The following is a 22,883-nucleotide window of genomic DNA, read 5'->3' as shown; positions in this document are numbered from 1 at the left end:
ATCGCGCGGAGCGCCCGCGTCCCCGACGGCCGTCCGGTCACGGGTGGGTCATCCGCAGCACGTCCAGGGCCTCGTCCAGTTGCTCGTTCGTGAGATCGCCGCGCTCGACGTACCCGCCCTCCAGCACCACCTGACGGATCGTCTTCCGCTCGGCCAGCGCCTTCTTGGCGACCTTGGCGGCCTCCTCGTACCCGATGTACTTGTTGAGCGGCGTGACCACGGAGGGGGAGGACTCGGCGTACTCGCGGGCCCGGTCGCGGTGGGCGACGATGCCGTCCACGGTCCGGTCGGCCAGCAGTCGCGAGACGTTGGCGAGCAGCCGCACCGACTCCAGCACGTTCTTGGCGATGACCGGCAGCATCACGTTGAGCTCGAAGTTGCCGGCCGCCCCGGCGGTGGCGACGGTCGCGTCGTTGCCGGTGACCTGGGCGGCGACCATGAGGACGGCCTCCGGGATGACCGGGTTCACCTTGCCCGGCATGATGGACGAGCCGGGCTGGAGGTCGGGCAGCGAGATCTCCGCGAGGCCGGTGCGCGGCCCGGAGGACATCCACCGCAGGTCGTTCGCGATCTTCGTCAGCCCGACGGCGATGGTCCGCAGCTGCCCACTGGTCTCGACGATGCCGTCGCGCGCGCCCTGCGCCTCGAAGTGGTCGCGCGCCTCGGTCAGCGGCAGCCCGGTCGCGCGGGCCACCTCCTCGATGACGGCGGCGGCGAAACCGGGCGGGGTGTTGATGCCGGTGCCGACCGCGGTGCCGCCCAGCGGCAGTTCGGCGAGCCGGGGCAGCGACGCGTTCAGCCGCTCGATGCCGTACCGCACCTGGGCCGCGTACCCGCCGAACTCCTGGCCCAGGGTGACGGGCGTGGCGTCCATGAGGTGCGTACGCCCGGACTTCACGACGTCGGCGAACTCCCCGGCCTTGCGCTCCAGGGCGGCGGCGAGGTGGTCCAGCGCGGGCACGAGGTCCCGGCTCACGGCGGCGGTCGCGGCGATGTGGATCGACGACGGGAAGACGTCGTTGGACGACTGGGAGGCGTTGACGTGGTCGTTGGGGTGCACGTCCCGGCCGAGCCGCTCACTGGCCAGGGTGGCGATGACCTCGTTGGTGTTCATGTTGGACGAGGTCCCCGACCCCGTCTGGAACACGTCCACGGGGAAGTGCTCGTCCCACTTCCCCTCGGCGACCTCGCCGGCCGCCTCCCGGATCGCGGCGGCGACGTCCTCGTCCAGGACCCCCAGCTCGGCGTTGACCTTCGCCGCCGCGCCCTTGATGCGGGCCAGCGCCTCGATGTGCGCGCGCTCGATGCGCTGTCCGGACACCGGGAAGTTCTCCACCGCGCGCTGCGTCTGCGCCCGCCACTTGGCGTGGGCGGGGACCCGCACCTCGCCCATGGAGTCGTGCTCGGTGCGGTACTCGGTCCTGTCCTGCTCGTCGGCCATCGACGATCACCTCCACGTGTCACAGCGTCCGCGCCGGGACCACTGTTCCCCGTGGAGGCGAATCGTCACCGTCCTCGTCAGGCGAGTCCGGGACCGCGTACCGGAATGGACGTGAAGGTGGGCGCCGGGGCCGGGTCCTGGAAGAAGTCGTTGCCCTTGTCGTCCACCACGATGAACGCCGGGAAGTCCTCGACCTCGATCTTCCAGACCGCCTCCATGCCGAGCTCCTCGTACTCGACGACCTCGACCTTCTTGATGCAGTCCTGCGCGAGACGGGCGGCCGGGCCGCCGATCGAGCCGAGGTAGAAACCGCCGTGCGTGCCACAGGCGTCGGTGACCTGCTTGCTCCGGTTGCCCTTCGCCAGCATCACCTTGGAACCGCCCGCCGCCTGGAACTGCTCCACGTAGGAGTCCATCCGCCCGGCCGTGGTCGGCCCGAAGGACCCGGACGCGTAGCCCTCCGGCGTCTTCGCCGGACCGGCGTAGTACACCGGGTGGTCCTTCAGGTACTGCGGCATCTCCTCACCCGCGTCCAGCCGCTCCTTGATCTTGGCGTGCGCGATGTCGCGCGCCACGACCAGCGGACCGGTGAGGGACAGCCGGGTCTTGACCGGGTACTTGGTCAGCTCGGCCAGGATCGCGTCCATCGGCTGGTTGAGGTCGATCTTGACGACGTCGCCCTCCTCCGCCAACTGCTCGTCCGTGGTCTCCGGCAGGAACCGCGCCGGGTCGGTCTCCAGCTGCTCCAGGAAGACGCCCTCGGCGGTGATCTTCGCGACGGCCTGCCGGTCCGCCGAGCAGGACACGGCGATGGCGACCGGGCAGGACGCCCCGTGCCGCGGCAGGCGCACCACGCGCACGTCGTGGCAGAAGTACTTGCCGCCGAACTGCGCGCCGATGCCGATCTTCTGCGTCAGCTCGAAGACCTTCTCCTCCAGCTCCTTGTCCCGGAAGCCGTGCCCGAGCTCCGAACCCTCGGCCGGGATCTCGTCCAGGTAGTGCGCGGAGGCGTACTTCGCGGTCTTCAGCGCGTACTCGGCCGACGTGCCGCCGACCACGATCGCCAGGTGGTACGGCGGGCAGGCGGCCGTACCGAGCGAGCGGATCTTCTCCTCCAGGAACTTCATCATGGAGGACTCGTTGAGGACGGCCTTCGTCTCCTGGTACAGGAACGACTTGTTGGCCGAGCCGCCGCCCTTCGCCATGAACAGGAACTTGTAGGCGCCGCCGTCGGTCGCGTACAGCTCGATCTGGGCCGGGAGGTTGGAGCCGGTGTTCTTCTCCTCCCACATGGTGAGCGGAGCCATCTGCGAGTAGCGCAGGTTCAGGTTCTGGTACGCGTCGTAGATGCCCCGGCTCAGGGCCTCCTCGTCGCCGCCCGCCGTCAGGACGTTCTGGCCGCGCTTGCCCATGACGATGGCCGTGCCGGTGTCCTGGCACATCGGCAGCACGCCCGCCGCCGCGATGTTCGCGTTCTTCAGCAGGTCGAGCGCCACGAACTTGTCGTTGCCCGACGCCTCGGGGTCGTCGATGATGCGGCGCAGCTGTGCCAGGTGGGCCGGGCGCAGGTAGTGCTGGATGTCGTGGATGGCCTCCTCGGCCAGCTTGCGCAGCGCCTCCGGCTCCACCTTGAGGAAGGTCCGCCCGTCGGCCTCGAAGGTGGAGACACCCTCGGCGGTCACCAGCCGGTACGGAGTGGTGTCCTCGCCCTGGGGGAGCAGATCGGTGTACGCGAACTCAGGCATCTCGCCCATTCCTCACTCGACATCACGCGCGGCTGGATTCCTCAGCAACGACGGCTGGCCTCCGTTGGCAGCGTCCACCAGCGTAAAACCTGCCGTCGGCGGCGAGCTTGTGAGGTAAGGCTCACTGGGCCGCGGGGGAAGCGGACCGCGACAAGGTCCTCCCCACCCCTGGTCGCGATCTATCGCGTTTGGGTACGCTGCCGACGTGGACCTTCAGAAGCACGACCGACAGCCGCAGGCGGGCACGGCGCCGCACGTCACCGAGCTGCGCGCCTCGGACGCCGACCGCGACCGCATCGCCGACATGCTGCGCGACGCCCTCGCCGAGGGGCGTCTGACCGCCGAGGAGCACGCCGAGCGCGTGGAGGGCGTGCTGGCCGCCAAGACGGTCGGCGAGCTGGACGTGTTCGTGCGCGACCTGCCCGCCGCGCACGGCGGACGGGGCGCCACCGCGGCCCCGGCCCCCGACCGCCCCACCCTCGGCGCGATCCCGGCGGACCCCGAGGAGAACGTGGTGGCGGTGTTCAGCGGCGCCGTCCGCAGGGGCCGCCGGCGCGCGAGCCGCCGTATCCACGCCTACGCGGTGTTCGGAAGCGTCGAGATCGACCTCAGCGAGGCGCTCTTCGAGCACCAGCAGGTCGTGATCAAGGCGTTCGCCGTCTTCGGCAGCGTGGATGTGCGGGTCCCGGAGAACGTGTCGCTGCGCGGCGCGGGCGGCGGTGTCCTCGGCAGCTTCGAGGTGGACTCCCTCGACTCGGCCGAGGCCGAGGCCCCCGTCATCTACGTGGACGGCTGGGCCGTGCTGGGCAGCGTCGAGGCGCGCCCCAAGCGCGGCAAGCTCGTCGCGGACATCCTCGACCGGGTGCAGCGCAAGGTCGAGAAGGGTTTGCGCAAGCACGTGTAGCGCGGCGCCCGCCGCGGTGGGAAACCCAGTGCATAGGCGCGCGCACAGCGGGTAAGCCTGACGCATCGTCTCTCGCTCGCGAAGCCGTCGTCAGGAGTAGACCGTGCTGCAACCGCCGCATTCGTCCCTGCAGGTAGCTGCCGTTCCGGCCCAGCGGGTACCCGTGCGGGACAGGGACCAAGACGCTCCGTGGCACACCGAGGCGGTGTGCCGGCGCGACGAGGCCGGACTGTTCTTCGCACCCTCCAAGGAACCCACCGCCGCCCGGCTCTCCCGCGAGGAGGCGGCCAAGCGCGTGTGCGCGCGCTGCCCGGTCATGGTCGAATGCCGCGAGCACGCACTCCTGCAGCCGGAGCCCTACGGCGTCTGGGGCGGCCTCACCGCCGCCGAACGCCGAGTGGTCCTGGCCCGCCGCCGGCGCCGCGACCTGGAGCTCCAGAAGACGACCCGCACCGCAGCGGGCCGCATAGCCGCGGCGGGTTAGCACCGACGTACAGGAAGAGAGGCACCCTCTCCGCACAGAGGGTGCCTCTCTTCATGACGCAGTGGGCAGTGCCGCCGGCGGCGCGGGGCGTGATTTCTCACGCCCGGGAGCAAGCAGACGCAGGGGCGCGGGGAACTGCGCGGCCAGCCACGACGCAGCCGCACCCGCCACGCGCCGGCACCCCCGCTTCAGAGGGCGCCCCGCGAGACCGACGGAGTCACTTCGCCCGGTCGAAATCGATCGCGCTGTACGCCCGCAGCTTGCTCAGCCGGTGCTCGGAGTCGATCCGCCGCACCGTGCCCGACTTCGACCGCATCACGATCGAGTCGGTCGTGGCCGTCTCGGACCGGTACCGCACGCCCCGCAGCAGCTCCCCGTCGGTGATGCCGGTCGCGACGAAGAAGACGTTGTCCCCGGAGACCAGGTCGTCGGTGGTCAGCACCCGGTCCAGGTCGTGCCCGGCGTCGATCGCGCGCTGCCGCTCCTCGTCGTCCTTGGGCCACAGCTTGCCCTGGATGGTGCCGCCCAGACACTTCACGGCGCAGGCCGAGATGATGCCCTCGGGCGTGCCGCCGATGCCGAGCAGCAGGTCGATGCCGGTGCCCTCGCGCAGCGCCAGGATGGAGCCGGCCACGTCACCGTCGGAGATCAGCTTGATCCGGGCGCCGGTCTCCCGGACCTCCTTGATCAGGTCCTGGTGCCGGGGCCGGTCGAGGATGACGACGGTGACGTCCTCGGGGGTGCGGCGCTTGGCCTTGGCGACCCGGCGGATGTTCACGGACACGGGCGCGTTGATGTCGACGAAGTCGGCGGCCTCCGGCCCGGTGACCAGCTTGTCCATGTAGAACACGGCCGACGGGTCGAACATGGAGCCGCGCTCGGCGGCGGCCAGCACGGCGATCGCGTTGGTCATGCCCTTGGCGGTCAGCGTGGTCCCGTCGATCGGGTCGACGGCGATGTCGACCTCGGCCCCGGTCCCGTCCCCGACCTGCTCTCCGTTGAAGAGCATCGGGGCCTCGTCCTTCTCGCCCTCGCCGATGACGACGACGCCGTTCATCGAGACGGTGGAGACGAGGGTGCGCATGGCGCGCACCGCGGCACCGTCGGCGCCGTTCTTGTCGCCGCGCCCGACCCAGCGGCCGGCGGCCATCGCCGCGGCCTCGGTGACCCGGACGAGCTCCAGGGCGAGGTTGCGGTCGGGGGCCTCTGAGGGGACGTCCAGCTCGGACGGCAGATGATGATGCTCGGTCATCGGAGCGCACCTTTCTGATACGACGACGGCCGGATGAGGGTATGGGGCGCACTCTATCGTCAGTCCGACAAAATGAGCAGGGGACCCCACGGATGAGCGGGTCGGGGACCTGCGACGATAGGGGCGTGGCAGGTACGAAAGGCAAGCAGAAGACGGCCCGGGACATGATCCTCTCCCTGGGGGTCATCGTGCTCGTGGGGCTGGGCATGTGGCTCTTCATCCCGCACAGCGAGGGGGAGCCCGACATCAAGCGGGTCGACTACCGGGTCGAGCTGCTCACCGCGCGCCGCGCCGCGTCGTACCCGATCGCGGCCCCCGAGGGGCTGTCCAAGGACTGGAAGCCGACCTCCGTACGGTTCCGCGGCGACGACTTCGACGCCTGGCACCTGGGCTTCCGCGCCCCCGACGGCGAGTACGTCGCGGTCGAGCAGTCCACGCAGAAGCCGGTCACCTTCATAGAGGAGGCCAGCCAGGGCGGGCGGAAGACCGACGCCACCGAGCAGATCGCCGGGCGGACGTGGACCCGCTACGAGGGCGGCCGGTACGACGCGCTGGTGCTCGAGGACACGGACGGCACCAAGGGCGCGACGACCGTCGTGGCGGGCACCGGGTCGTTCGAGCAGCTGGCCGACATGGCGGCGGCACTGAAGACGGGTTGAGCCCCGGCCGGGACAGACGTACGACGAAGGCCCCCGGCGCGCTGCCGGGGGCCTTCGTCGTACGGTGACCGCGGCGCACCGCGGGCGTCGTCTCAGACGGTGGTGACGACCTGCTCGTACGACAGGCGCGGGGAGCGCGGGAACCAGGCGTCCGGGCCCGGGCGGCCGATGTTGACGACCATCAGCGGGGTGTGGTCGTCGTCCAGGAACTCCTTGCGGACACCCTCGAAGTCGAGGCCGGTCATCGGGCCGGCGGCCAGGCCCGCGGCACGGACGCCGACGATGAAGTACGCGGCCTGGAGGGCGGCGTTCAGCGTGGCGGAACCCTCACGCACGGGGCGCTCGCTGAAGAAGGCGTCCTTGGCCTGCGGGAAGTGCGGGAAGAGCTCCGGCAGCTCGTCGTGGAACTCGTTGTCCGCCGAGAGGATCGCGACCAGCGGGGCGGTGGCGGTCTTGGGCCGGTTGCCCTCGGCCATGTGCTGGACCAGACGCTCGCGGGCCTCGGGGGAGCGGACCAGCGTGATGCGCAGCGGGGACTGGTTGAAGGCGGTCGGACCGTACTTGACCAGGTCGTAGATCGCCTGCACCTGCTCGTCGGTCACCGGCTCGTCGGTGAAGGTGTTGGCGGTGCGGGCCTCGCGGAACAGCAGGTCCTGGGCGGCGGGGTCAAGAACGAGAGACATGCGTGAACTTCCTCGGGATGTGCGTCGGCCCCGCGGTTCGGCACGGCAGCCGTTGACGGGGACGACGCTACGCCAAAGAAGTTCAAGCTTCAACCAATAGGGGAGTGGAGTGATCCGCTTCACGTGATCAAGGGGCGAAGAGTGACGCGGGTCACGTCCGGCGGGCGATCATTTCGCTCGCCGGCCGCCGTCCTACCAGGCAACAGACCGCCACTCGCACCGATGGGACCGCGCCGACATGACCAGCACCGTGAAGGGCCCCGCCTCCTACTTCCCGTCGATCGAGAAGAAGTACGGCCGACCGGTCGCGGAGTGGAAGGAGCTGATCCGCTCCTCGTCGCTCACCCGGCACATGGAACTCGTCACCTGGCTCAAGACCGAGCACGGACTGGGCCACGGACACGCCAACGCGCTCGTCGCGCACACGCTCGCCGAGGACAGCGGGAAGTAGAGGAGACAGCGGAAGCAGGGGACGGGAGGGGGCTACGCGTCCCCGTCCTCGTCCCCCGCCCCGGTCTCCTCGGCCAGCGCCGCGTCCAGGCGGGCCCGGGCGCCCTCCAGCCACCGCCGGCACACCTTCGCCAGCTCCTCGCCCCGCTCCCACAGGGCCAGGGACTCCTCCAGGGTCGTACCGCCGGCCTCCAGCCGCCGTACGACCTCGATCAGCTCGTCCCGCGCCTGCTCGTACCCGAGCGCCTCGGACACGGCCGCCGGCTGCTCCACCTCGCTGGTCATCCACCCACCCTATGCGTCGACTCGTACGGAGAAATCACCCTCACAGACGCGGGCGCGCAGCGTCTCGCCCGGCTCCACCTCGCCCGGGTCCCGCACCGCGTGGCCGTCGGCCCGTTGCAGCACGGCGTACCCGCGCTTGAGGGTCGCGGCGGGGGAGAGGGCCACCACGCGCGCGTGCGTGTGCGTCAGCTCGGAGTCGGCCCGGTCGAGCTGGTGCCGCAGCGAGCGGCGTCCCCGCTCCAGCAGGGCCGTCACCTGCTCGGCCCGCTCGTCGATCATCCGGTGCGGGTCCTGTATCGCCGGCCGGGCCAGCGCGTGGGCCAGCCCCCGCTCCTCGCGGTCGACGAACGCCGCCACACACCGCCGCGCGCGGTCCCGCAGCTGCCGCACCCGCTCGTACTCCTCGCCGACGTCCGGCACGACCTTCTTCGCGGCGTCGGTCGGCGTGGAGGCGCGCAGGTCGGCGACGAGGTCCAGCAGAGGACTGTCCGGCTCGTGCCCGATCGCCGAGACGACCGGCGTACGGCAGGCGGCGACCGCCCGGACCAGCTGCTCGTCGGAGAACGGCAGCAGGTCCTCCACGCTGCCGCCGCCGCGCGCGACGACGATCACGTCCACGTCGTCCCTCGCGTCCAGCTCCTTCACCGCCTGCACCACCTGCGGCACGGCGTGCACGCCCTGCACGGGGACGTTGCGCACCTCGAAGCGGACGGCGGGCCAGCGGTGCCGGGCGTTCTCCAGCACGTCCCGCTCGGCCGCGGAGGCCCGCCCGCAGACCAGGCCGATCAGCTGCGGCAGGAAGGGCAGCGACTTCTTCCGCTCCGGCGCGAACAGTCCCTCGCGCGCGAGGGACTTCTTCAGCTGCTCCAGCCGTGCGAGCAGCTCCCCGACGCCCACCGGCTTGATCTCGGCGGCCCGCAACGACAGCTGGCCCCGCGGCGCGTACCACTCCGGCTTGGCGTGCACGACCACGCGGGCGCCCTCGCCGACCACGTCCGCCACCGCGTCGAACACCTGGCGGTAGCAGGTCACGCTCACGGAGATGTCGTACGAGGGGTCGCGCAGCGTCAGGAACACCACTCCGGCGCCCGGGCGCCGCGACAACTGCGTGATCTGTCCCTCGACCCACACCGCGCCGAGCCGGTCGATCCAGCCCCCGATCAGCCGTGACACCTCGCCGACGGGCAGGGGAGCTTCGGGGGACGTGTTCGCAGCCATGCGCCCGAGCGTAACGGCCACGTACGACAACGCTCCCCGCCCTGACACACCCGCGCCGCCCACCGCCTGGCTCCCGCCGAGCCGACCGCGAGACTCCCTCCCCACCGCTCCGGGCCGGACCTGCGCCCCGGCCGACCGCGCCGGCCCTGCCCACCGCGCTGCGGGCACGGGCCCACCCCGTGGTGACCGTCACGCCCCGGGGGAGCCAGCGGTACCGCCGAGCCGAGGCGACCGTGTCCCCCGGCCGCATCCTGACCCCACGCCGGAATCGATGGCGTCCGCTTCCTCCTGCCCGCCCCGGGCCGGGCGATCGGCCTCGTCACCTCGTGCCGCGGTCGGCCTCGCGCCCAGCCGGCCCGCTCCCACCGACCCGGCCGCGACGCCCGATCCACCTCACCCCCCCGCGGGCGCTCCCGCACCCGCCCCCGTGTGCCCGGCCTCCCGGGCCAGGCCCTCACGCCCCCGCCGGACTCCTCCGTCGCCATTGCACCGCCAAGACCACCAGCCCGATCGCCAGCCAGATCGCCCCCACCACCTGCGCGGTCCCCGAGGCCTCCACGATCACCGCGATCGTGATGGCCGCGCCGAGCACCGGCACCAGTACATGGCGCCACCAGCTCACCGGACCCCCACGGCGCCGGACCGCGAACCAGCCCACCACGCTCGCGTGCAGCAGCGTGAACGCGGTCAGCGCGCCGACGTCGACCACCGACACCAGATGGTCGAGGCCGTCGTCCCGCCGGGCCGCCCACACCGCCGCCACCAGCGTGATCACGGCCGCGACCAGCAGCGCCACCCGCGGCACCCCGGCGTCCGTGCGCGACAGCGCTCCCGGCAGCCGCCGGTCACGGCCCATCGCGAACAGCAGCCGCCCGGCCGCCGCCTGCCCGGCCAGCGCGGCGAACGCCGCACCGATCGCCTTGCTCACCGCCACCAGGTCGTGCAGCCACGTCCCCACGGACGAGTCCACCGCGTCGTAGAACGCCGACCCCTGACGCCCCGGCTCCGCCGCCAGCCGCGCCGACGTCACCGGCTCCAGCAGCGCCACCAGGTACGTCTGCGCCACGAACAGCACACCCGCCAGCGCCAGGCAGAACAGCAGCGCCCGCGCCACCTTCGCCGACCCCCCGGTCACCTCCTCCGCGAACGTCGCGATCGCGTCGAAGCCCAGATACGACAGCACCGCCACCGACACCGCGCCGACCACCGCCGACAGCGCGAACGCCCCCTGCGTGCCGTCCCCGGACAGCGGCGACAGCCAGTCCCGCTCGGCGCCGTCGCGCGCGAGGACCACGATCGCCGCCGCCACGAACACCAGCAGCACCGCGATCTCCAGGGCGAGGACCAGGAACCCCACCCGGGCCGCCGTCCGCACCCCCCACAGGTTCAGCGCCGTCGTGACGACCACCGCGAGCGCCGTCCACACCCACCGCGACACCTCAGGGACCAGCGCCTCCATGGCGATACCGGAGAACAGATAGGCCACCGCCGGGATGAGGACGTAGTCCAGCATCGCCATCCACCCGGCGATGAAACCGGTCCCGTTGCCGAGCGCCACGCGCGCGTACGCGAACACCGACCCCGCCTGGGGGACCACCCGCACCATCTGGGCGTAGCTGAAGGCGGTGAACGCCATCGCGACCGTGGCGACGACGTAGACGAGGGCGACCGCGCCGTGCGACTTGGCGTCCAGCGTGCCGAAGACGCCTACCGGCGCCATGGGCGCGATGAACAGCAGCCCGTAGACCACCAGGTCCCTGAAGCCCAGGCTGCGCCTCAGCTCGTGTTCCTCACCGGCCCCGGGGGCCGTCGTACCGGACTCGGACATCGTGCCTCCGCCAGCGCATCGGACTGTGCCTCGGAACGTCCCCGCCAGTGTCCCCGCCGATGCCGCGCCCACGCGATCTCTGACCCGCCGAACGCGGCCTTACGATGGGTGCCATGACCGCTTCGCCTGGCCGCCGTGTCCTGCTCGCCGCCCCCCGTGGTTACTGCGCGGGTGTGGACCGCGCCGTGATCGCCGTCGAGAAGGCCCTGGAGCAGTACGGGGCCCCCGTCTACGTCCGGCACGAGATCGTCCACAACAAGTACGTCGTGCAGACCCTCGAGAAGAAGGGCGCGATCTTCGTCGAGCAGACGGAGGAGGTCCCGCCGGGGAACATCGTCATGTTCTCCGCGCACGGCGTGGCCCCCGTCGTCCACGAGGAGGCCGAACGCGGCCGGCTCGCCACCATCGACGCCACCTGCCCCCTCGTCACCAAGGTCCACAAGGAAGCCGTCCGCTTCGCCAACGACGACTACGACATCCTCCTGATCGGCCACGAGGGCCACGAGGAGGTCATCGGCACCTCCGGCGAGGCCCCGGACCACATCCAGCTCGTCGACGGCCCCGAGGACGTCGCCAAGGTGGAGGTCCGCGACCCGTCGAAGGTGGTGTGGCTGTCGCAGACCACCCTCTCCGTCGACGAGACCATGGAGACCGTCGACGCGCTCAAGGAGAAGTTCCCGCAGCTCATCTCCCCGCCGAGCGACGACATCTGCTACGCCACGCAGAACCGCCAGCTCGCGGTCAAGCAGATGGGCGCCGAGGCCGACCTGGTGATCGTCGTCGGCTCCCGCAACTCCTCCAACTCCAAGCGCCTGGTCGAGGTCGCCAAGCAGGCCGGCGCGCGCGCCGCCTACCTGGTGGACTTCGCCGACGAGATCGACGAGGCCTGGCTGGAGGGCGTGACCACGGTCGGCGTCACCTCCGGCGCGTCCGTCCCGGACGTCCTGGTCGAGCAGGTCCTGGAGTGGCTGTCGCCGCGCGGCTTCGAGGACGTGGAGATCGTCAAGGCCGCCGAGGAGTCGATCACCTTCTCGCTGCCCAAGGAGCTCCGCCGCGACCTGCGCGAGGAGGCCGCCGCGCTGGTGGCCGAGCGGGGCGGCGCCGGTACGGCGGGGGCGTGACCGCCGGGAACACGCCGCCCGCGTGACGGTCTGTGGCCCGTCGTAACGTGGAGCCATGCAGATCTTCGGCGTGGACATCGGCGGATCCGGGATCAAGGGCGCCCCTGTTGATCTCGACAGGGGCGACCTGGCCCAGGAGCGCTGCAAGGTGCTCACCCCCCACCCGGCGACCCCCGACGGGGTGGCCGACGGGGTGAAGCAGGTCGTCGACCACTTCGGCTGGACCGGCCCGGTCGGACTCACCTTCCCGGGCGTCGTCACCGGCGGCGCCACGGTGCGTACGGCGGCCAACGTCGACAAGAGCTGGGTCGACACGGACGCGCGCGCCCTGTTCAGCGAGCGGCTCGGCGGACTGGACGTCACGGTCGTCAACGACGCGGACGCCGCCGGCGTGGCCGAGATGCACTTCGGCGCCGGGCGCGGGCGGCAGGGCACGGTCGTCCTGCTCACCTTCGGCACGGGCATCGGCAGCGCCGTCTTCACCGACGGCGTCCTCGTCCCCAACAGCGAGCTGGGCCACCTCGAGCTGGACGGCCACGACGCGGAGAAGCGGGCCTCCAGCAAGGTCAAGGAAGACCACGACCTGTCCTGGGAGCAGTGGGCCCAGCGGGTGCAGAAGTACCTCGCCCACGTGGAGATGCTGTTCTCTCCCTCGCTGTTCATCATCGGCGGCGGGGTCAGCCGCAAGTCCCACAAGTTCCTGCACTACATCGAGGGCATCCAGGCGGAGATCGTCCCGGCGCAGCTGCAGAACAACGCGGGCATCGTGGGAGCGGCGATGCGCGCGGCGGGCTGAGCGAGCGGCTCAGGGGCGCCGGGCCGGCCGCGGGTCCGGTTCGCACCGGGCTGTCACGGCGCCCCGCAGCGTTCCCCTCGCGCGGAGGCCGGCACGGCACACGACGCGCCCCGCCGCCTCGCGCCCTTCATGCGGAAGACAGGCGCGGCACCGCGGCCACCTCGCGCCGTTCTGCCGAGGCCGCCCCGGCCACGTCTCGCATGCGTACCGAGACCGCCGCGACGCCCCCGGCCGCACGACTCGTCGCACGGCGCCCGTCACGGCGTGGCTGTGGTGCCCGCACCCTTCACGACGCCGTCGGCCGGTTCCGGGCGGCGGCGGCCCGGCGGCGTACCAGCCGGATCCGCCGGGCGATCACGATCGACCCGGCGACCAGCGTCCCGCCGTACAGCCAGCCGGCCTCGGTGGCCAGCGCGGTCACGAGGCCCATCAGCCGCCCGCCGACACCCCCGTCACCGCGCTCGGCGACGGTCGACAGACCGGCGGCGAAGGAGATCGGCACGACGACGGGTGCGATCAGCAGGTCGCCCCTGCGCACCCAGAACGCCGTGAGCACGCACACCGGCAGGAACAGCAGGCCGTACACCGTCAGGGACCCGCCGAACAGCACCTGGTCGAGGAACCCGAGCACGACCATCACCGCCGCGCAGAACAGTCCGCTGCCCAGCCCGGTCAGCCGGGGATTGGGCGTCGCGCGCACCCGCCGCAGGACCCGCGGCACCAGCGGCGCCGGCGCTCCCGCCCTGGGCCGGACCGGCGGTCTCGCCGGCCCGCCGCCGGCACCCCGCCCCTGCGGGGGCAACGGCGTCCGGCCCCGTCGCGGTCCGTACTGCGCAGGTCGCGTCCCGTGTTGCTCCACTGGACCAACTTAGGTCTGTTTATGTGCCGAATAGGCCGACAGACACGCCGTGGGGCGATGCCTGGCCACGCGTTCGACGCCCGGCACGGCCGTTACCGGACACCCCGTAGACTGGTGGATCGGCCCAGTCTGGCCTGCCCCGCCCTCCGCATCCTCACGTACGGGAAGTCGCAACGTGTCGCTCACGATCGGAATCGTCGGTCTGCCGAATGTCGGCAAGTCGACCCTTTTCAACGCCCTGACCAAGAACGACGTGCTCGCGGCCAACTACCCGTTCGCCACGATCGAGCCCAACGTCGGCGTCGTGGGCGTGCCCGACCCCCGTCTGTCGAAACTGGCCGAGATCTTCTCCTCCGAGAAGGTCCTCCCGGCGACGGTCGACTTCGTCGACATCGCGGGCATCGTGCGCGGCGCGAGCGAGGGCGAGGGCCTGGGCAACAAGTTCCTGGCCAACATCCGTGAGTCCGACGCGATCTGCCAGGTCATCCGCGCCTTCAAGGACGAGAACGTCGTCCACGTCGACGGCAAGGTCTCGCCCAAGGACGACATCGAGACGATCAACACCGAGCTGATCCTCGCCGACCTGCAGACCATCGAGAAGGTCCTGCCCCGCCTCCAGAAGGAGTCGCGGATCAAGAAGGACGTCGCACCGAAGGTCAAGGCGGTCGAGGAGGCCAAGGAGATCCTGGAGAAGGGCGACACCCTCTTCGCCCACGGCATCGTCCAGGGCAGCGAGCGCGCGGAGCTCCTCCACGACCTGCACCTGCTGACGACGAAGCCCTTCCTCTATGTCTTCAACGTCGACGAGGACGAGCTCACCGACGAGGACTTCAAGAACGAGCAGCGCGCGCTGGTCGCCCCCGCCGAGGCGATCTTCCTCAACGCCAAGCTGGAGGCCGACCTCGCCGAGCTGGAGGAGGACGAGGCCCTGGAGCTCCTCCAGTCCGTCGGCCAGGACGAGCCCGGCCTCGCCACCCTCGCCCACGTCGGCTTCCGCACCCTCGGCCTGCAGACCTACCTGACGGCCGGTCCCAAGGAATCCCGCGCCTGGACCATCAAGAAGGGCGCCACCGCCCCCGAGGCCGCCGGTGTCATCCACACCGACTTCCAGAAGGGCTTCATCAAGGCCGAGGTCATCTCCTTCGACGACCTGGTGGAGACGGGCTCGGTGACGGAGGCCCGCGCGAAGGGCAAGGCGCGCATGGAGGGCAAGGACTACGTGATGCAGGACGGGGACGTGGTGGAGTTCCGCTTCAACGTGTAGCGGGTGCTGGATCACCACGTCGCTGATCTGGCAAGCATGCAGGTCAGAGAGGGCTCGGCTTGCTGAAGTCGAGCCCTCTGTCTTTCCCGTGCGGGGACGTGCACTGTCCTCGGCAGGGAGCGTCCGGTTCACGATGTGGCCCGGGGGTGCGTCTCTTGTCCGAACACCGCAGGTCGGCGAGGAGGCCGTCGAGCGCGCTGTCGAGGGTGGCGGCATTGGCCTGGTCGAACCATGTGGTCCGGATGCGTTCGTTGTTGCCCTTGGGGGTCTCGTGGTCGGCCGCGAGCCGTTGCAGGGTGCGGGTCTCGTCGCCCAAGGCGCGGCCGACGGCCCGGAAGAGGCCCCGCACGTAGCGTTCCGCGTCGTCGGCGGGGATGCCGTGTCCGGCGGCCCACGACGTGAGCGCGGCGAGGTAGGCGTAGTGGGTGGTAAGTGTCCCGGTCAGTGCGGAGAAGACGTCGAAGGCCGCCTCGTCCGCGACCGGCAGTGCTCCGCCGAGCTGCTCGAAGAAGGCGTCGGCGGCCGGGTGCGACGGGTACGTCACGGTGACAGAACGGCGTTCGCGCACGGAAGGCAGCGGGATGGCGCGTACCAACGGGGCGTCGGTGGCGAGCATGCCGCGCAGGTCCTCGTTCGCGACCCCGGCCATCACGTTGACAACCACTTTGGCCCCGTCCACCCGCAGGCCGTCCAGTGCTTCGTGCCGGTCCTGACGGCGTACGGCGATGATCGCCAACTCCGCTCGGTGCAGGACCTGTTGGTTGTCAGCGCAGACGCGGACGCCGTCGTACCGCTCGGAGAGTTCGGTGGCGGTGCGGGCGCCACGCGGCGAGAGGAACACTTCGGGCGCCGGGCCGCCCGCGCCGCACAGGCCCTGCACGATGGCCCGGCCGATCTCTCCCACTCCGATGATGCCGATGCGTTCCACGGTGCCGTCCTCCCTGGTGTGTATCGGTGGGTTCTGTGCCGAACGCGGAGTTGCCGCACGTCATGGCGATCGCGGCTGTCTCCACAGCAGAGCGATCGCCAGGGCGCCTGCCAGGCAGGGGGCCACCCCGGCCCAGCCCAGGGCCGGTGGCAGGCCGGTCGAGCCTGAGGTGTCCTTGGTGAGGAGCCCGGTCAGCCCGAGGCCGGCGCCGAGGACGAAGAGCATGGTCGAGGCAGGACGGGCCCACCGCTTGCCCGCTTTGACGGCCCAGGCCGCCCCGAGCCAGGCCAGGGCGCCGAGTGCTCCGGTGATGGACAGCAGCATGAGGTAGGTGTCGACGGCCGAGTCCACGCGGGCTTGGGAGTAGGTGGGATAGCCGGCCCGGATGTGGTCGACCAGCAGGTGGGTGGTGGCACGGTCCGCGTAGGGGGTGACGGTCGCGATGACGGTGAGACCGAGTCCCGTGTACATCGCGCCGATCGCCCCTCTCCGGTGAGTGCTCGACAGGGCGTTCCGCCTGGGTGTACGGGGTGGGTGGGTGCGCGGTCCGGCGTTCATCGGTCGCCCCTCACTTCGTCAGGGCCGCGCGGAGGAATGCGAGGATCTCCGCGCGGGCGGGCTCGGCCTGCGGCTGCACTCCCGGCAGGGTGAGGAACGCGTGCACCGCCTTCGGGTATTCGGTGATCCGCACCGTCGTTCCCGCCGCGCTCAGCCGCTCGGCGTAACGGCGGCCGTGATCTGCCACCGCGTCATGGGTCGGCACCACCACGAGCGCCGGCGCCAGCGAGCCGAGGTCCTCGGCGTGCAGCGGGGAGACCGAGCGGCCATCGGCACCCGGTGGTACCGCGAGGCGCTGGAACAGTTCCAGCTGCGGAACCGAGAGGCCCGTGCCGTATCCGTGCTCGGACATCGAGGCGTGCGCGTACATCGTCCTGGTCACGTCGACGGCGGGATTGACCAGCACTTGCGCCACGAGCCGCAGGCCGGCCTCCCTGGCCCGGATCGCCGCCAAGGCGCTGATCAGCGCGCCGCAGCTCTCGCCGAAGACGGCCACCCGGGCCGGATCGATGCGCCACCGCTCGGCGTGCCGCACCACGTGCTCAAGCACGTCCCAGCCGTCGGCGGCGGCCTCGGTGAGCGAGGTGTCCCGGTCGAGGAGCCGGTGCTCGACGGAGACGACGAGCGCGGGCAGGCGGGCGGCGAGGTGGCTGTTGGCCCAGTCGCACTGGACGGCTGTGCCCACGAACCCGCCTCCGTGCACATGGAGTACGAGGGAGAGCGGGGTCTGGTGGGTGCCGCTGGGCCGGTACACGCGCACCGGAACGTCACGGCCGGGCAGTGGCACCTGCTCCCAGCCGATCGTGGCGCCCGGATCAGGGTGCCCCAGGAGGGGCCGGGCCGCGTCGGACGCCCGGAAGTGGTTCTCCGCGACCCGATAGGCGGCCAGACCCTCGTCCGTGACCGACGACCAGTCGGGCTGTGGCGGGCGCTCCGCGGTGGCGGTTTCGCTCATGTCCGTTCTCCGTCTTCTTCAGCAGGTCAGCCAAAACCTACGCTGTAGGTTTCATTGTGTACGCTAATTTCTACGTCGTAGGTTTGACAAGGGGTTGAGGAGGGATGGCCGTGGCCAGGCGTGCCCGGGGCACATCGGCGGGGCTCGACCGGGAGCGCATCGCGGCCGCGGCCGTCGCGCTCGTGGATCGCGACGGTCTCGAGCGTTTCGGCGTACGGCGACTCGCCGAGGACCTGGGGGTCGATCCGATGTCGCTCTACCACCACGTCAAGGGCAAGGCCGCGCTCCTCGACGTGGTCTGCGAGGCCGTGCTCGCCGAAGTGGCGGCTGCTCCCGACGGCGCGCCGAACGGCTGGGAAGAGGTCGCCCGGAGGACAGCCCACTCCTACCGGGACATGGCTCGTCGGCATCCTCGGGTCTTCCCGCTGCTGGCCACCCGTGCTCAGACTTCGCCGGTGGCCCTGACCGCTCTGGAGCGTCTGGTCTCCGCGATGCGTACGGCCGGCCTGCCTGACCGAGTGGCAGCGGACGCCCCGATGGTGCTGTTCGGCTTCCTCAACGGGCACTTGCTGGCATCCACCGGCGGCGGACCCGACGGGCCCGCACCCGTGCCCGAGTTCGACCCCGGTGCGCACCCCGGCATGGCCGCCCTGGCGCCCCGGTGGGCCGACTTCGGTTCCGCCGCGGAGTTCGACCGGATGCTCGACATCGTGCTCGACGGGATCAGGGCTCAGGCAGCTTGATCGGCCTGAGAGGGAGGCTCGTGCGCGGAGAACGTCAGCCGGCCGCCCACGCCGAGGGTGATGTCCGCACAGCCCCGCGTCCGAAGGCGGACGAGAAGGGCGGCCGGCTCGACCGGGTCGCGGACGTCGCCCTCGTGGAAGGCGTATAAGGACCGGCTGGGCCCACTGTCGGCCCCGACGAGTACTCCGCCCGGTCCGAGCACCTGGAGGATCTCGGCGAGTAGGAGGCTCTGGTGGGCATCATCGGTACGTGACGCAGCATCGCGCTTCCTTTGCGTCCCAGCCGGTCGCGACCGTGGCCATGAGGCCATGGACCACCAGGACCCCCGTCGGCCACCAGCGCAGACGCGTCCTCAGGACCGGCCCCGAGCGGAACGGCAACTGCCATGTCAGAGCAGACCCAGCACGACGGTGCTCGCCTCGCATATACTCCTTCGCTCGGAAGGACCTGGGCTCGATCAGGCTTGCCTTTGAGCAACGCGCGCGAGGAGACCAATGCCAGAGCAGGTACCTCATCTGCAGGAGTTGGCGACGCGACTCGCAGCCGGCCCAGCGTTCCTCATTTTTGGCCAATCAGGTACGTGCGACGAACGTGCCGCCGCGCAGTATCGCTGGAGCGGCGTCTACACGACGCGTACCAAGGCGGACGTCGCGGCGCGATTCCGCACCGATTGGCGGACGGTCATGCCGGTTGGTGCGATGTCCTCCACTCCGTCACGTAGTCAGACCGAGCTCGAGGTCTGCTACTTACTCGGAGGTGAAGACCTCCCCGAGGGGCAGCAGCCGGCGGCCAATCCCCTGGAAGCTGCCGACATCCGGATGAGATGCCTCCAGGAACTCACGCGTCTGATGACGGAGACCGTCACCCCGCGAGGTGTCGTCGTCATCGAAGGGTGGACGCCTGGCGACGACCTGCCGGCGACCGACTTGGTGCCCGCATTGCGGTTGCTCGGTGCGGGGCAGGTACACCTGTTCTCGGGCGGTCCATGGGTCGGCGATGTCTTCGTCGAGAGCCTGGTCAGCACTGGTCAGTTGGTACTGCATCTCGAAACGCTCGACGAAGCCATGAGCAGGCTCGCCGAGATGGGCGCCCTGTCGATCGGCACCACCTCAACCCGCAGCCATGCTTCTCAACACGTTATCGCGATCGGCGATGGTTTCGTTGAAATTGACATTCACACCTGGAACCAGATTCGACGTTCCGCTCGCCCCGTCGACCTGGACCTGCTGACACCGCCGGTCCTGAGTTCGGAGGCCGCACGATACCAAGAGTTCCGCAACTTCATGGGTGCTACCGAGGGATCGCCCCAATGGCGGGGCATTGCTGCGGGTATGCAGATTCGCCGGGATTTCGAGGACGCCCTTGCGCTCCAGGTAGCGGAAATGCTCAACGATCCCGACGTTCTTCAGCCGGTCATCCTGCGTGGCCAGACAGCAACCGGCAAGAGCGTGGCCTTGGCTGCGCTCGCCATGGAACTCGCCCGAAGCGGCGACTGGGCAGTGTTGCACCAACCGCGGCGTACTGTCCGGCCGTCCTTCGACGACATTGACACGTACGCTGCCTGGGCCGAGCGTCATGGAGCGAAAGCCACCGTCCTCATCTGGGATGGAATGGTGGATCCTGACGAATACGCAACCTTGCTCCGGCAACTGCGTCGGCGCGGTCGCAAAGTTCTGGTTGTCGGGTCTGGATACGCCGGCCGAGACGGCATATTTCCGTCCATCGACGCCCCGGCGGAACTTTCCGACGGTGAACTGACGCAATTCCTCTCCCTGCTCAGATCCTTCGACATGGAAGTTCGAGCTCCCAAGTCCGCCGCGTTGGACATCAGCTTCCTTGCATTCCTCTACCACGCGCTCCCCGACTCTCACTTCACCCTCACCAGCGGCTTGGCACGCGAGATGCGGGCAGCGGAGCGGGGTATGGAGAAGCTCGTCCGAAAACAAGGAACACACCTGAGCCAGGGTGAGCGCGTCACCGCGATGGCAGCCGCACTCAGGGCGGCCGGCCTCGACCTCAGCGACCTGCTCCCCAGCCCAGAATCGGACGAAAAACCCCTGCTGGAGCAGGCATTTGATGAACGTCGTCCGATGCAGAGGGTGACGACCCTGGTATTGACGGCGTCCCGACATGGCCTGCCTGTCCCGATCGATCTAGCCCTCCGCATCCTCGGTCGTGAAGGGGCGCAAACGATCCAGGAAGTGCTGAATTCCTTCGACATCATCCGAGACATTGAGGATGACAACGGAGAGATCTTCCTGGCGATCCGCACTCACCTCGAGGCGGAGCTTCTGGCGCGGCACGAGGTCTCACTCGAGGTAGAGGTCGAGGTCATCACCGAAGTCATTCGAACCGCTCGGATCAGTGAAGGTTACACGGGGGCAACGGACGAGGTCGGTTTTGTGGTCTCGCTCCTCGAACGAATCGGCCCGAAGTCCAGAGACGGCAAGTATCGTCCGTACTACAAGGACATCTCTGCCGCACTGGCTGATCGGCGAAATGAGACCGGACGCTATCATCCCCGGCTTGTGCTGCAGGAATCGAACTTCACGCGTGCCTTCGTGCACTGGCGCCAGGAAAAGCGCGACGGGACCGCAGAGGAGCGAATCGCGGATCTTGAGCACAACCGCGATCTGCTGGAAGAGACTCTCTCCGACAGCCGGGTGAAGGGGCCGATGCGCCTGTCCCTCTCTGTTGAGCTGGCTTCGACCCTGGGCTCCATCATTCATGAGATCTCCTCGGAGCCCGAGATCGCTCAGACGTCGGGGGTCATCAGCGGGCTGGATGACATCCTTCGGGCGGTTCTCGAGGCAAGAACCATCGATCCGGGGAACCTCTACCCGGTCGACGTACTGGCATGGTCGACCCGCGATGCGATCAGGACCAACATGCTCGCGCCTCAGGAGCGACTGGACCGGCTCACCAACGCTGTTGCCACATTGGCTTCGGTGGACCGAGCACCGCTGTCGGGGAAGCAACAGGCAGACCTCGACAAGCGCGAAGCCGAACTCCATAAGCTGCTGGCCGATGACGAGGCTCTATGGGCGAACCTCCGCAGTCTCGAAGCGAACGCCGACCCGGCTGCGGTCTACTTTCTGGCCAAATTCGAAGCCGAGGAAGGACCAGAAGGTGAGGCGAAGGCGCTCAGCCGGTTGCAGTCCGCACCGTTGGAGACGAAGAGGGACTGGCGCTGCGCTCAGCTGCTACTCGACCTGACATGGAAAAGGATCACCGGCCGGCAACTCCTGCGTGGTGACCGTCTGCCGGTCTACTTGTCGCAGACCGACTTGGCGATCCTGCTCCGTCTCGCCACCGACCTTGACGATGCTGAGCTTCCCGACCGGCACAAGCTCGTCTTCGTCAAGGCGTTGGGGTTCTTCATGTTGGGGGACTACAGCCAGGCCAAGCAGCTGTTCCGCGAGGTCAACCAGATGACACAACAGCTGACTCGACGCCTGCACACACTCATGCTGCTCGGCGATGAGTCAGGCCGCCCGAGGGCGTTCACTGGAAGGGTGCTGTGGGCTGATGAGTCCGGCGGGGAGGTCTGGGTCAACGAGCTCAGTGCGAAAGTCCACTTCGAACCACGTCATTTTTCGGCTTCACAACAGTTCGCGAAGAATCAACCGCTACCCGCATTCTTCATCGGGTTCAAACTTACCCGTGGACCAGTGGCTGAACCCCGGAGCCTGTACCACGAGACGCGGCTGCGATGACTGATCCCCTTGCCGTCCTTGCCAGGAACAAGATCGTGTGTACTGGCGTGACGCTGGACTGTGAAACGCCTGCCGCCCCAGTGCCGGGCCCCGCCACGGAAGCAGCCTTCGACGTGTTGGTCACGGAATATTACAAGTTGTTCCGCGAGACCTTGCGCAGTGACGTGGCCTTCCTGCGTTCAGTGGAGTCGCCGAGGGGGGTCGTGGCCTTCGACGCAATGGTCAGGAAACTCCGACACGCGAAACAGCACAACGATGATGTGGCCAAGAAGTTCTATATGTCCTGGACCGCGGACAGGTCCTGGGAGGCCGCAGCAGAAGCCCTCTGGGAGGCGTTGATCCTGGCTTTATCCGAGCTGGGGCGCATCAGTTCACGGGTGCGGAGAGAGCCAAAGCTGAAAAAGGCTTGGGAAGACAGTGTCGCAACCGATACGGAAACGATTTTCGAGGCGGTCTCTCGCGATCTCAGTGTCAGTTTCCATGGCGGCTTCAGGAAGAAATTACTGCATAACATCAACGTCAGGCGGCAGCGTCTGAGGCCAGAAGACGATGTGCGTGCAGAGGTCGTGCAGTTCTGCGTCCAGGAAATTGTTGCAGTCCAGAGTCCTGCGCTGCCTGTTCCGCATCATCAGATTCTTGACAGGCTGGGCCTCTTGGGGAAACGCAATGCATGTGCGGCACTGCTGGTGGCGCACTCCGTCAGCGCGACCACGGCATTGCGAGGTGAAGCTTTCCTCGAACGTGTCGAGCAGATGTGGCGTCTTGGGACGTCATGACGTTTTCGTAGCGCTCCTTTTGAGAGCGCCGGAGCGACCGATGCCCCGTTGCGACGCGGTGACGCTGTAGCCGCACAGCGGCCGGCCCGCCGACCGTCCAGCCGAGCCTGCACGGAGTGGATGGCAGCGGGCGACGTACGCCGACATGCCGCGTCGGCCTGTGCGGCTTCAGTGCGGTGCTGGTTGCGTCCGACCGGCGATTCATCACCACATCGGC

General features: G+C 69.5%; 22 protein-coding genes. 11 read left to right on the top strand and 11 right to left on the bottom strand.

Translation table 11 applies throughout. The features are described from left to right. Positions 1 to 37: 37 nt before the first annotated feature. Both IEZ05_RS05575 and IEZ05_RS05570 read right to left on the bottom strand, forming a co-directional pair. Complete coding sequence (locus tag IEZ05_RS05575; protein WP_189228871.1) at positions 38 to 1,441, bottom strand: class II fumarate hydratase; 1,404 nt, start codon at positions 1,439 to 1,441, stop codon at positions 38 to 40. Positions 1,442 to 1,518: 77 nt separating this feature from the next. Next, on the bottom strand, positions 1,519 to 3,195 hold the full coding sequence (locus IEZ05_RS05570; RefSeq protein ID WP_189228870.1) for a fumarate hydratase: 1,677 nt from the start codon (positions 3,193 to 3,195) through the stop codon (positions 1,519 to 1,521). Between the two features lie 196 nt (positions 3,196 to 3,391). Between IEZ05_RS05570 and IEZ05_RS05565 the strand changes: the two genes are divergently transcribed. Then, complete coding sequence (locus IEZ05_RS05565) at positions 3,392 to 4,090, top strand: DUF1707 SHOCT-like domain-containing protein (RefSeq protein ID WP_189228869.1); 699 nt, start codon at positions 3,392 to 3,394, stop codon at positions 4,088 to 4,090. A gap of 103 nt (positions 4,091 to 4,193) precedes the next feature. Beyond that, positions 4,194 to 4,574, top strand: coding sequence for a WhiB family transcriptional regulator (locus tag IEZ05_RS05560; protein ID WP_189228868.1), 381 nt, complete (start codon positions 4,194 to 4,196; stop codon positions 4,572 to 4,574). A 217-nt stretch (positions 4,575 to 4,791) separates the two neighbouring features. Here the strand turns inward: IEZ05_RS05560 and glpX are convergent, their stop codons facing one another. After that, the gene (gene glpX, locus IEZ05_RS05555; RefSeq protein WP_189228867.1) at positions 4,792 to 5,826 is read right to left on the bottom strand and encodes a class II fructose-bisphosphatase; all 1,035 of its coding nucleotides are present in this window, start codon (positions 5,824 to 5,826) and stop codon (positions 4,792 to 4,794) included. 125 nt (positions 5,827 to 5,951) lie between these two features. Here glpX and IEZ05_RS05550 point away from each other — a divergent pair, with 125 nt between their 5' ends. Next, positions 5,952 to 6,485, top strand: coding sequence for a DUF4245 domain-containing protein (locus IEZ05_RS05550; RefSeq protein ID WP_189228866.1), 534 nt, complete (start codon positions 5,952 to 5,954; stop codon positions 6,483 to 6,485). Between the two features lie 92 nt (positions 6,486 to 6,577). Here the strand turns inward: IEZ05_RS05550 and IEZ05_RS05545 are convergent, their stop codons facing one another. Further along, the gene (locus tag IEZ05_RS05545; protein WP_189228865.1) at positions 6,578 to 7,168 is read right to left on the bottom strand and encodes a malonic semialdehyde reductase; all 591 of its coding nucleotides are present in this window, start codon (positions 7,166 to 7,168) and stop codon (positions 6,578 to 6,580) included. A gap of 238 nt (positions 7,169 to 7,406) precedes the next feature. Between IEZ05_RS05545 and IEZ05_RS05540 the strand changes: the two genes are divergently transcribed. Then, positions 7,407 to 7,619, top strand: a complete 213-nt coding sequence (locus IEZ05_RS05540; protein ID WP_189228864.1) for a DUF4287 domain-containing protein — start codon at positions 7,407 to 7,409, stop codon at positions 7,617 to 7,619. Positions 7,620 to 7,651: 32 nt separating this feature from the next. Here IEZ05_RS05540 and IEZ05_RS05535 read toward each other — a convergent pair whose 3' ends face one another. From IEZ05_RS05535 to IEZ05_RS05525, 3 genes are all read right to left on the bottom strand, one after another. Further along, entirely contained in the window at positions 7,652 to 7,903 is a 252-nt protein-coding gene (locus IEZ05_RS05535) for an exodeoxyribonuclease VII small subunit (protein WP_189228863.1), read from the bottom strand. A gap of 9 nt (positions 7,904 to 7,912) precedes the next feature. Continuing rightward, complete coding sequence (gene xseA, locus IEZ05_RS05530; RefSeq protein WP_189228862.1) at positions 7,913 to 9,121, bottom strand: exodeoxyribonuclease VII large subunit; 1,209 nt, start codon at positions 9,119 to 9,121, stop codon at positions 7,913 to 7,915. A gap of 454 nt (positions 9,122 to 9,575) precedes the next feature. After that, on the bottom strand, positions 9,576 to 10,949 hold the full coding sequence (locus IEZ05_RS05525; protein ID WP_189228861.1) for an APC family permease: 1,374 nt from the start codon (positions 10,947 to 10,949) through the stop codon (positions 9,576 to 9,578). 104 nt (positions 10,950 to 11,053) lie between these two features. Between IEZ05_RS05525 and IEZ05_RS05520 the strand changes: the two genes are divergently transcribed. Both IEZ05_RS05520 and ppgK read left to right on the top strand, forming a co-directional pair. Further along, positions 11,054 to 12,070 (top strand): 4-hydroxy-3-methylbut-2-enyl diphosphate reductase, encoded by a 1,017-nt coding sequence (locus tag IEZ05_RS05520; protein WP_189228860.1) that lies wholly within the window; start codon positions 11,054 to 11,056, stop codon positions 12,068 to 12,070. A 55-nt stretch (positions 12,071 to 12,125) separates the two neighbouring features. Continuing rightward, positions 12,126 to 12,866 carry a polyphosphate--glucose phosphotransferase gene (ppgK, locus tag IEZ05_RS05515; RefSeq protein ID WP_189228859.1) on the top strand — a complete coding sequence of 247 codons (741 nt, stop codon included), beginning with the start codon at positions 12,126 to 12,128 and terminating at the stop codon, positions 12,864 to 12,866. Positions 12,867 to 13,152: 286 nt separating this feature from the next. On the opposite strand, the gene IEZ05_RS05510 is transcribed toward ppgK, so the two are convergent. Next, entirely contained in the window at positions 13,153 to 13,725 is a 573-nt protein-coding gene (locus tag IEZ05_RS05510; RefSeq protein ID WP_189228858.1) for a DUF6542 domain-containing protein, read from the bottom strand. Between the two features lie 175 nt (positions 13,726 to 13,900). Between IEZ05_RS05510 and ychF the strand changes: the two genes are divergently transcribed. Continuing rightward, entirely contained in the window at positions 13,901 to 14,989 is a 1,089-nt protein-coding gene (ychF, locus tag IEZ05_RS05505; protein WP_189228857.1) for a redox-regulated ATPase YchF, read from the top strand. A 43-nt stretch (positions 14,990 to 15,032) separates the two neighbouring features. On the opposite strand, the gene IEZ05_RS05500 is transcribed toward ychF, so the two are convergent. The 3 genes from IEZ05_RS05500 to IEZ05_RS05490 all read right to left on the bottom strand — a co-directional run bounded on the left by IEZ05_RS05500 (position 15,033) and on the right by IEZ05_RS05490 (position 17,430). Further along, entirely contained in the window at positions 15,033 to 15,917 is an 885-nt protein-coding gene (locus IEZ05_RS05500; protein WP_189228856.1) for an NAD(P)-binding domain-containing protein, read from the bottom strand. Between the two features lie 60 nt (positions 15,918 to 15,977). After that, positions 15,978 to 16,388, bottom strand: coding sequence for a hypothetical protein (locus IEZ05_RS05495; protein ID WP_189228855.1), 411 nt, complete (start codon positions 16,386 to 16,388; stop codon positions 15,978 to 15,980). A gap of 97 nt (positions 16,389 to 16,485) precedes the next feature. Next, positions 16,486 to 17,430 (bottom strand): alpha/beta hydrolase fold domain-containing protein, encoded by a 945-nt coding sequence (locus tag IEZ05_RS05490; RefSeq protein WP_189228854.1) that lies wholly within the window; start codon positions 17,428 to 17,430, stop codon positions 16,486 to 16,488. A gap of 110 nt (positions 17,431 to 17,540) precedes the next feature. Between IEZ05_RS05490 and IEZ05_RS05485 the strand changes: the two genes are divergently transcribed. The 4 genes from IEZ05_RS05485 (at position 17,541) to IEZ05_RS05475 (ending at position 22,666) form a co-directional block, all read left to right on the top strand. After that, positions 17,541 to 18,173, top strand: a complete 633-nt coding sequence (locus IEZ05_RS05485; protein WP_229869574.1) for a TetR/AcrR family transcriptional regulator — start codon at positions 17,541 to 17,543, stop codon at positions 18,171 to 18,173. A gap of 20 nt (positions 18,174 to 18,193) precedes the next feature. Continuing rightward, entirely contained in the window at positions 18,194 to 18,322 is a 129-nt protein-coding gene (locus IEZ05_RS36735) for a hypothetical protein (RefSeq protein WP_268255146.1), read from the top strand. A gap of 346 nt (positions 18,323 to 18,668) precedes the next feature. After that, positions 18,669 to 21,890, top strand: coding sequence for a P-loop NTPase (locus tag IEZ05_RS05480; protein WP_229869573.1), 3,222 nt, complete (start codon positions 18,669 to 18,671; stop codon positions 21,888 to 21,890). Further along, positions 21,887 to 22,666: a hypothetical protein gene (locus IEZ05_RS05475; RefSeq protein ID WP_189228852.1), complete on the top strand. Its 780-nt coding sequence runs from the start codon at positions 21,887 to 21,889 to the stop codon at positions 22,664 to 22,666. Before IEZ05_RS05480 ends, IEZ05_RS05475 begins: the two co-directional genes overlap by 4 nt. Positions 22,667 to 22,883: the final 217 nt, after the last annotated feature.

This window comes from Streptomyces flaveolus (assembly GCF_014648815.1).
GTDB lineage: Bacteria > Actinomycetota > Actinomycetes > Streptomycetales > Streptomycetaceae > Streptomyces > Streptomyces flaveolus.
The sequence above is the reverse complement of the archived record's forward strand: the minus strand, read 5'-3'. Positions and strand labels throughout refer to the sequence as shown.

Bases quoted from the DNA above. Each gene is read 5' to 3' on its own strand.
- IEZ05_RS05475 (WP_189228852.1), top strand. From the start codon at position 21,887: ATGACTGATCCCCTTGCCGTCCTTGCCAGGAACAAGATCGTGTGTACT.
- IEZ05_RS05570 (WP_189228870.1), bottom strand. From the start codon at position 3,195: ATGGGCGAGATGCCTGAGTTCGCGTACACCGATCTGCTCCCCCAGGGC.
- IEZ05_RS05490 (WP_189228854.1), bottom strand. From the start codon at position 17,430: ATGAGCGAAACCGCCACCGCGGAGCGCCCGCCACAGCCCGACTGGTCG.
- IEZ05_RS05535 (WP_189228863.1), bottom strand. From the start codon at position 7,903: ATGACCAGCGAGGTGGAGCAGCCGGCGGCCGTGTCCGAGGCGCTCGGG.
- IEZ05_RS05575 (WP_189228871.1), bottom strand. From the start codon at position 1,441: ATGGCCGACGAGCAGGACAGGACCGAGTACCGCACCGAGCACGACTCC.
- IEZ05_RS05540 (WP_189228864.1), top strand. From the start codon at position 7,407: ATGACCAGCACCGTGAAGGGCCCCGCCTCCTACTTCCCGTCGATCGAG.
- IEZ05_RS05495 (WP_189228855.1), bottom strand. From the start codon at position 16,388: ATGTACACGGGACTCGGTCTCACCGTCATCGCGACCGTCACCCCCTAC.
- xseA (WP_189228862.1), bottom strand. From the start codon at position 9,121: ATGGCTGCGAACACGTCCCCCGAAGCTCCCCTGCCCGTCGGCGAGGTG.
- IEZ05_RS05545 (WP_189228865.1), bottom strand. From the start codon at position 7,168: ATGTCTCTCGTTCTTGACCCCGCCGCCCAGGACCTGCTGTTCCGCGAG.
- IEZ05_RS05480 (WP_229869573.1), top strand. From the start codon at position 18,669: ATGCCAGAGCAGGTACCTCATCTGCAGGAGTTGGCGACGCGACTCGCA.
- glpX (WP_189228867.1), bottom strand. From the start codon at position 5,826: ATGACCGAGCATCATCATCTGCCGTCCGAGCTGGACGTCCCCTCAGAG.
- IEZ05_RS05520 (WP_189228860.1), top strand. From the start codon at position 11,054: ATGGGTGCCATGACCGCTTCGCCTGGCCGCCGTGTCCTGCTCGCCGCC.
- ppgK (WP_189228859.1), top strand. From the start codon at position 12,126: ATGCAGATCTTCGGCGTGGACATCGGCGGATCCGGGATCAAGGGCGCC.
- IEZ05_RS05525 (WP_189228861.1), bottom strand. From the start codon at position 10,949: ATGTCCGAGTCCGGTACGACGGCCCCCGGGGCCGGTGAGGAACACGAG.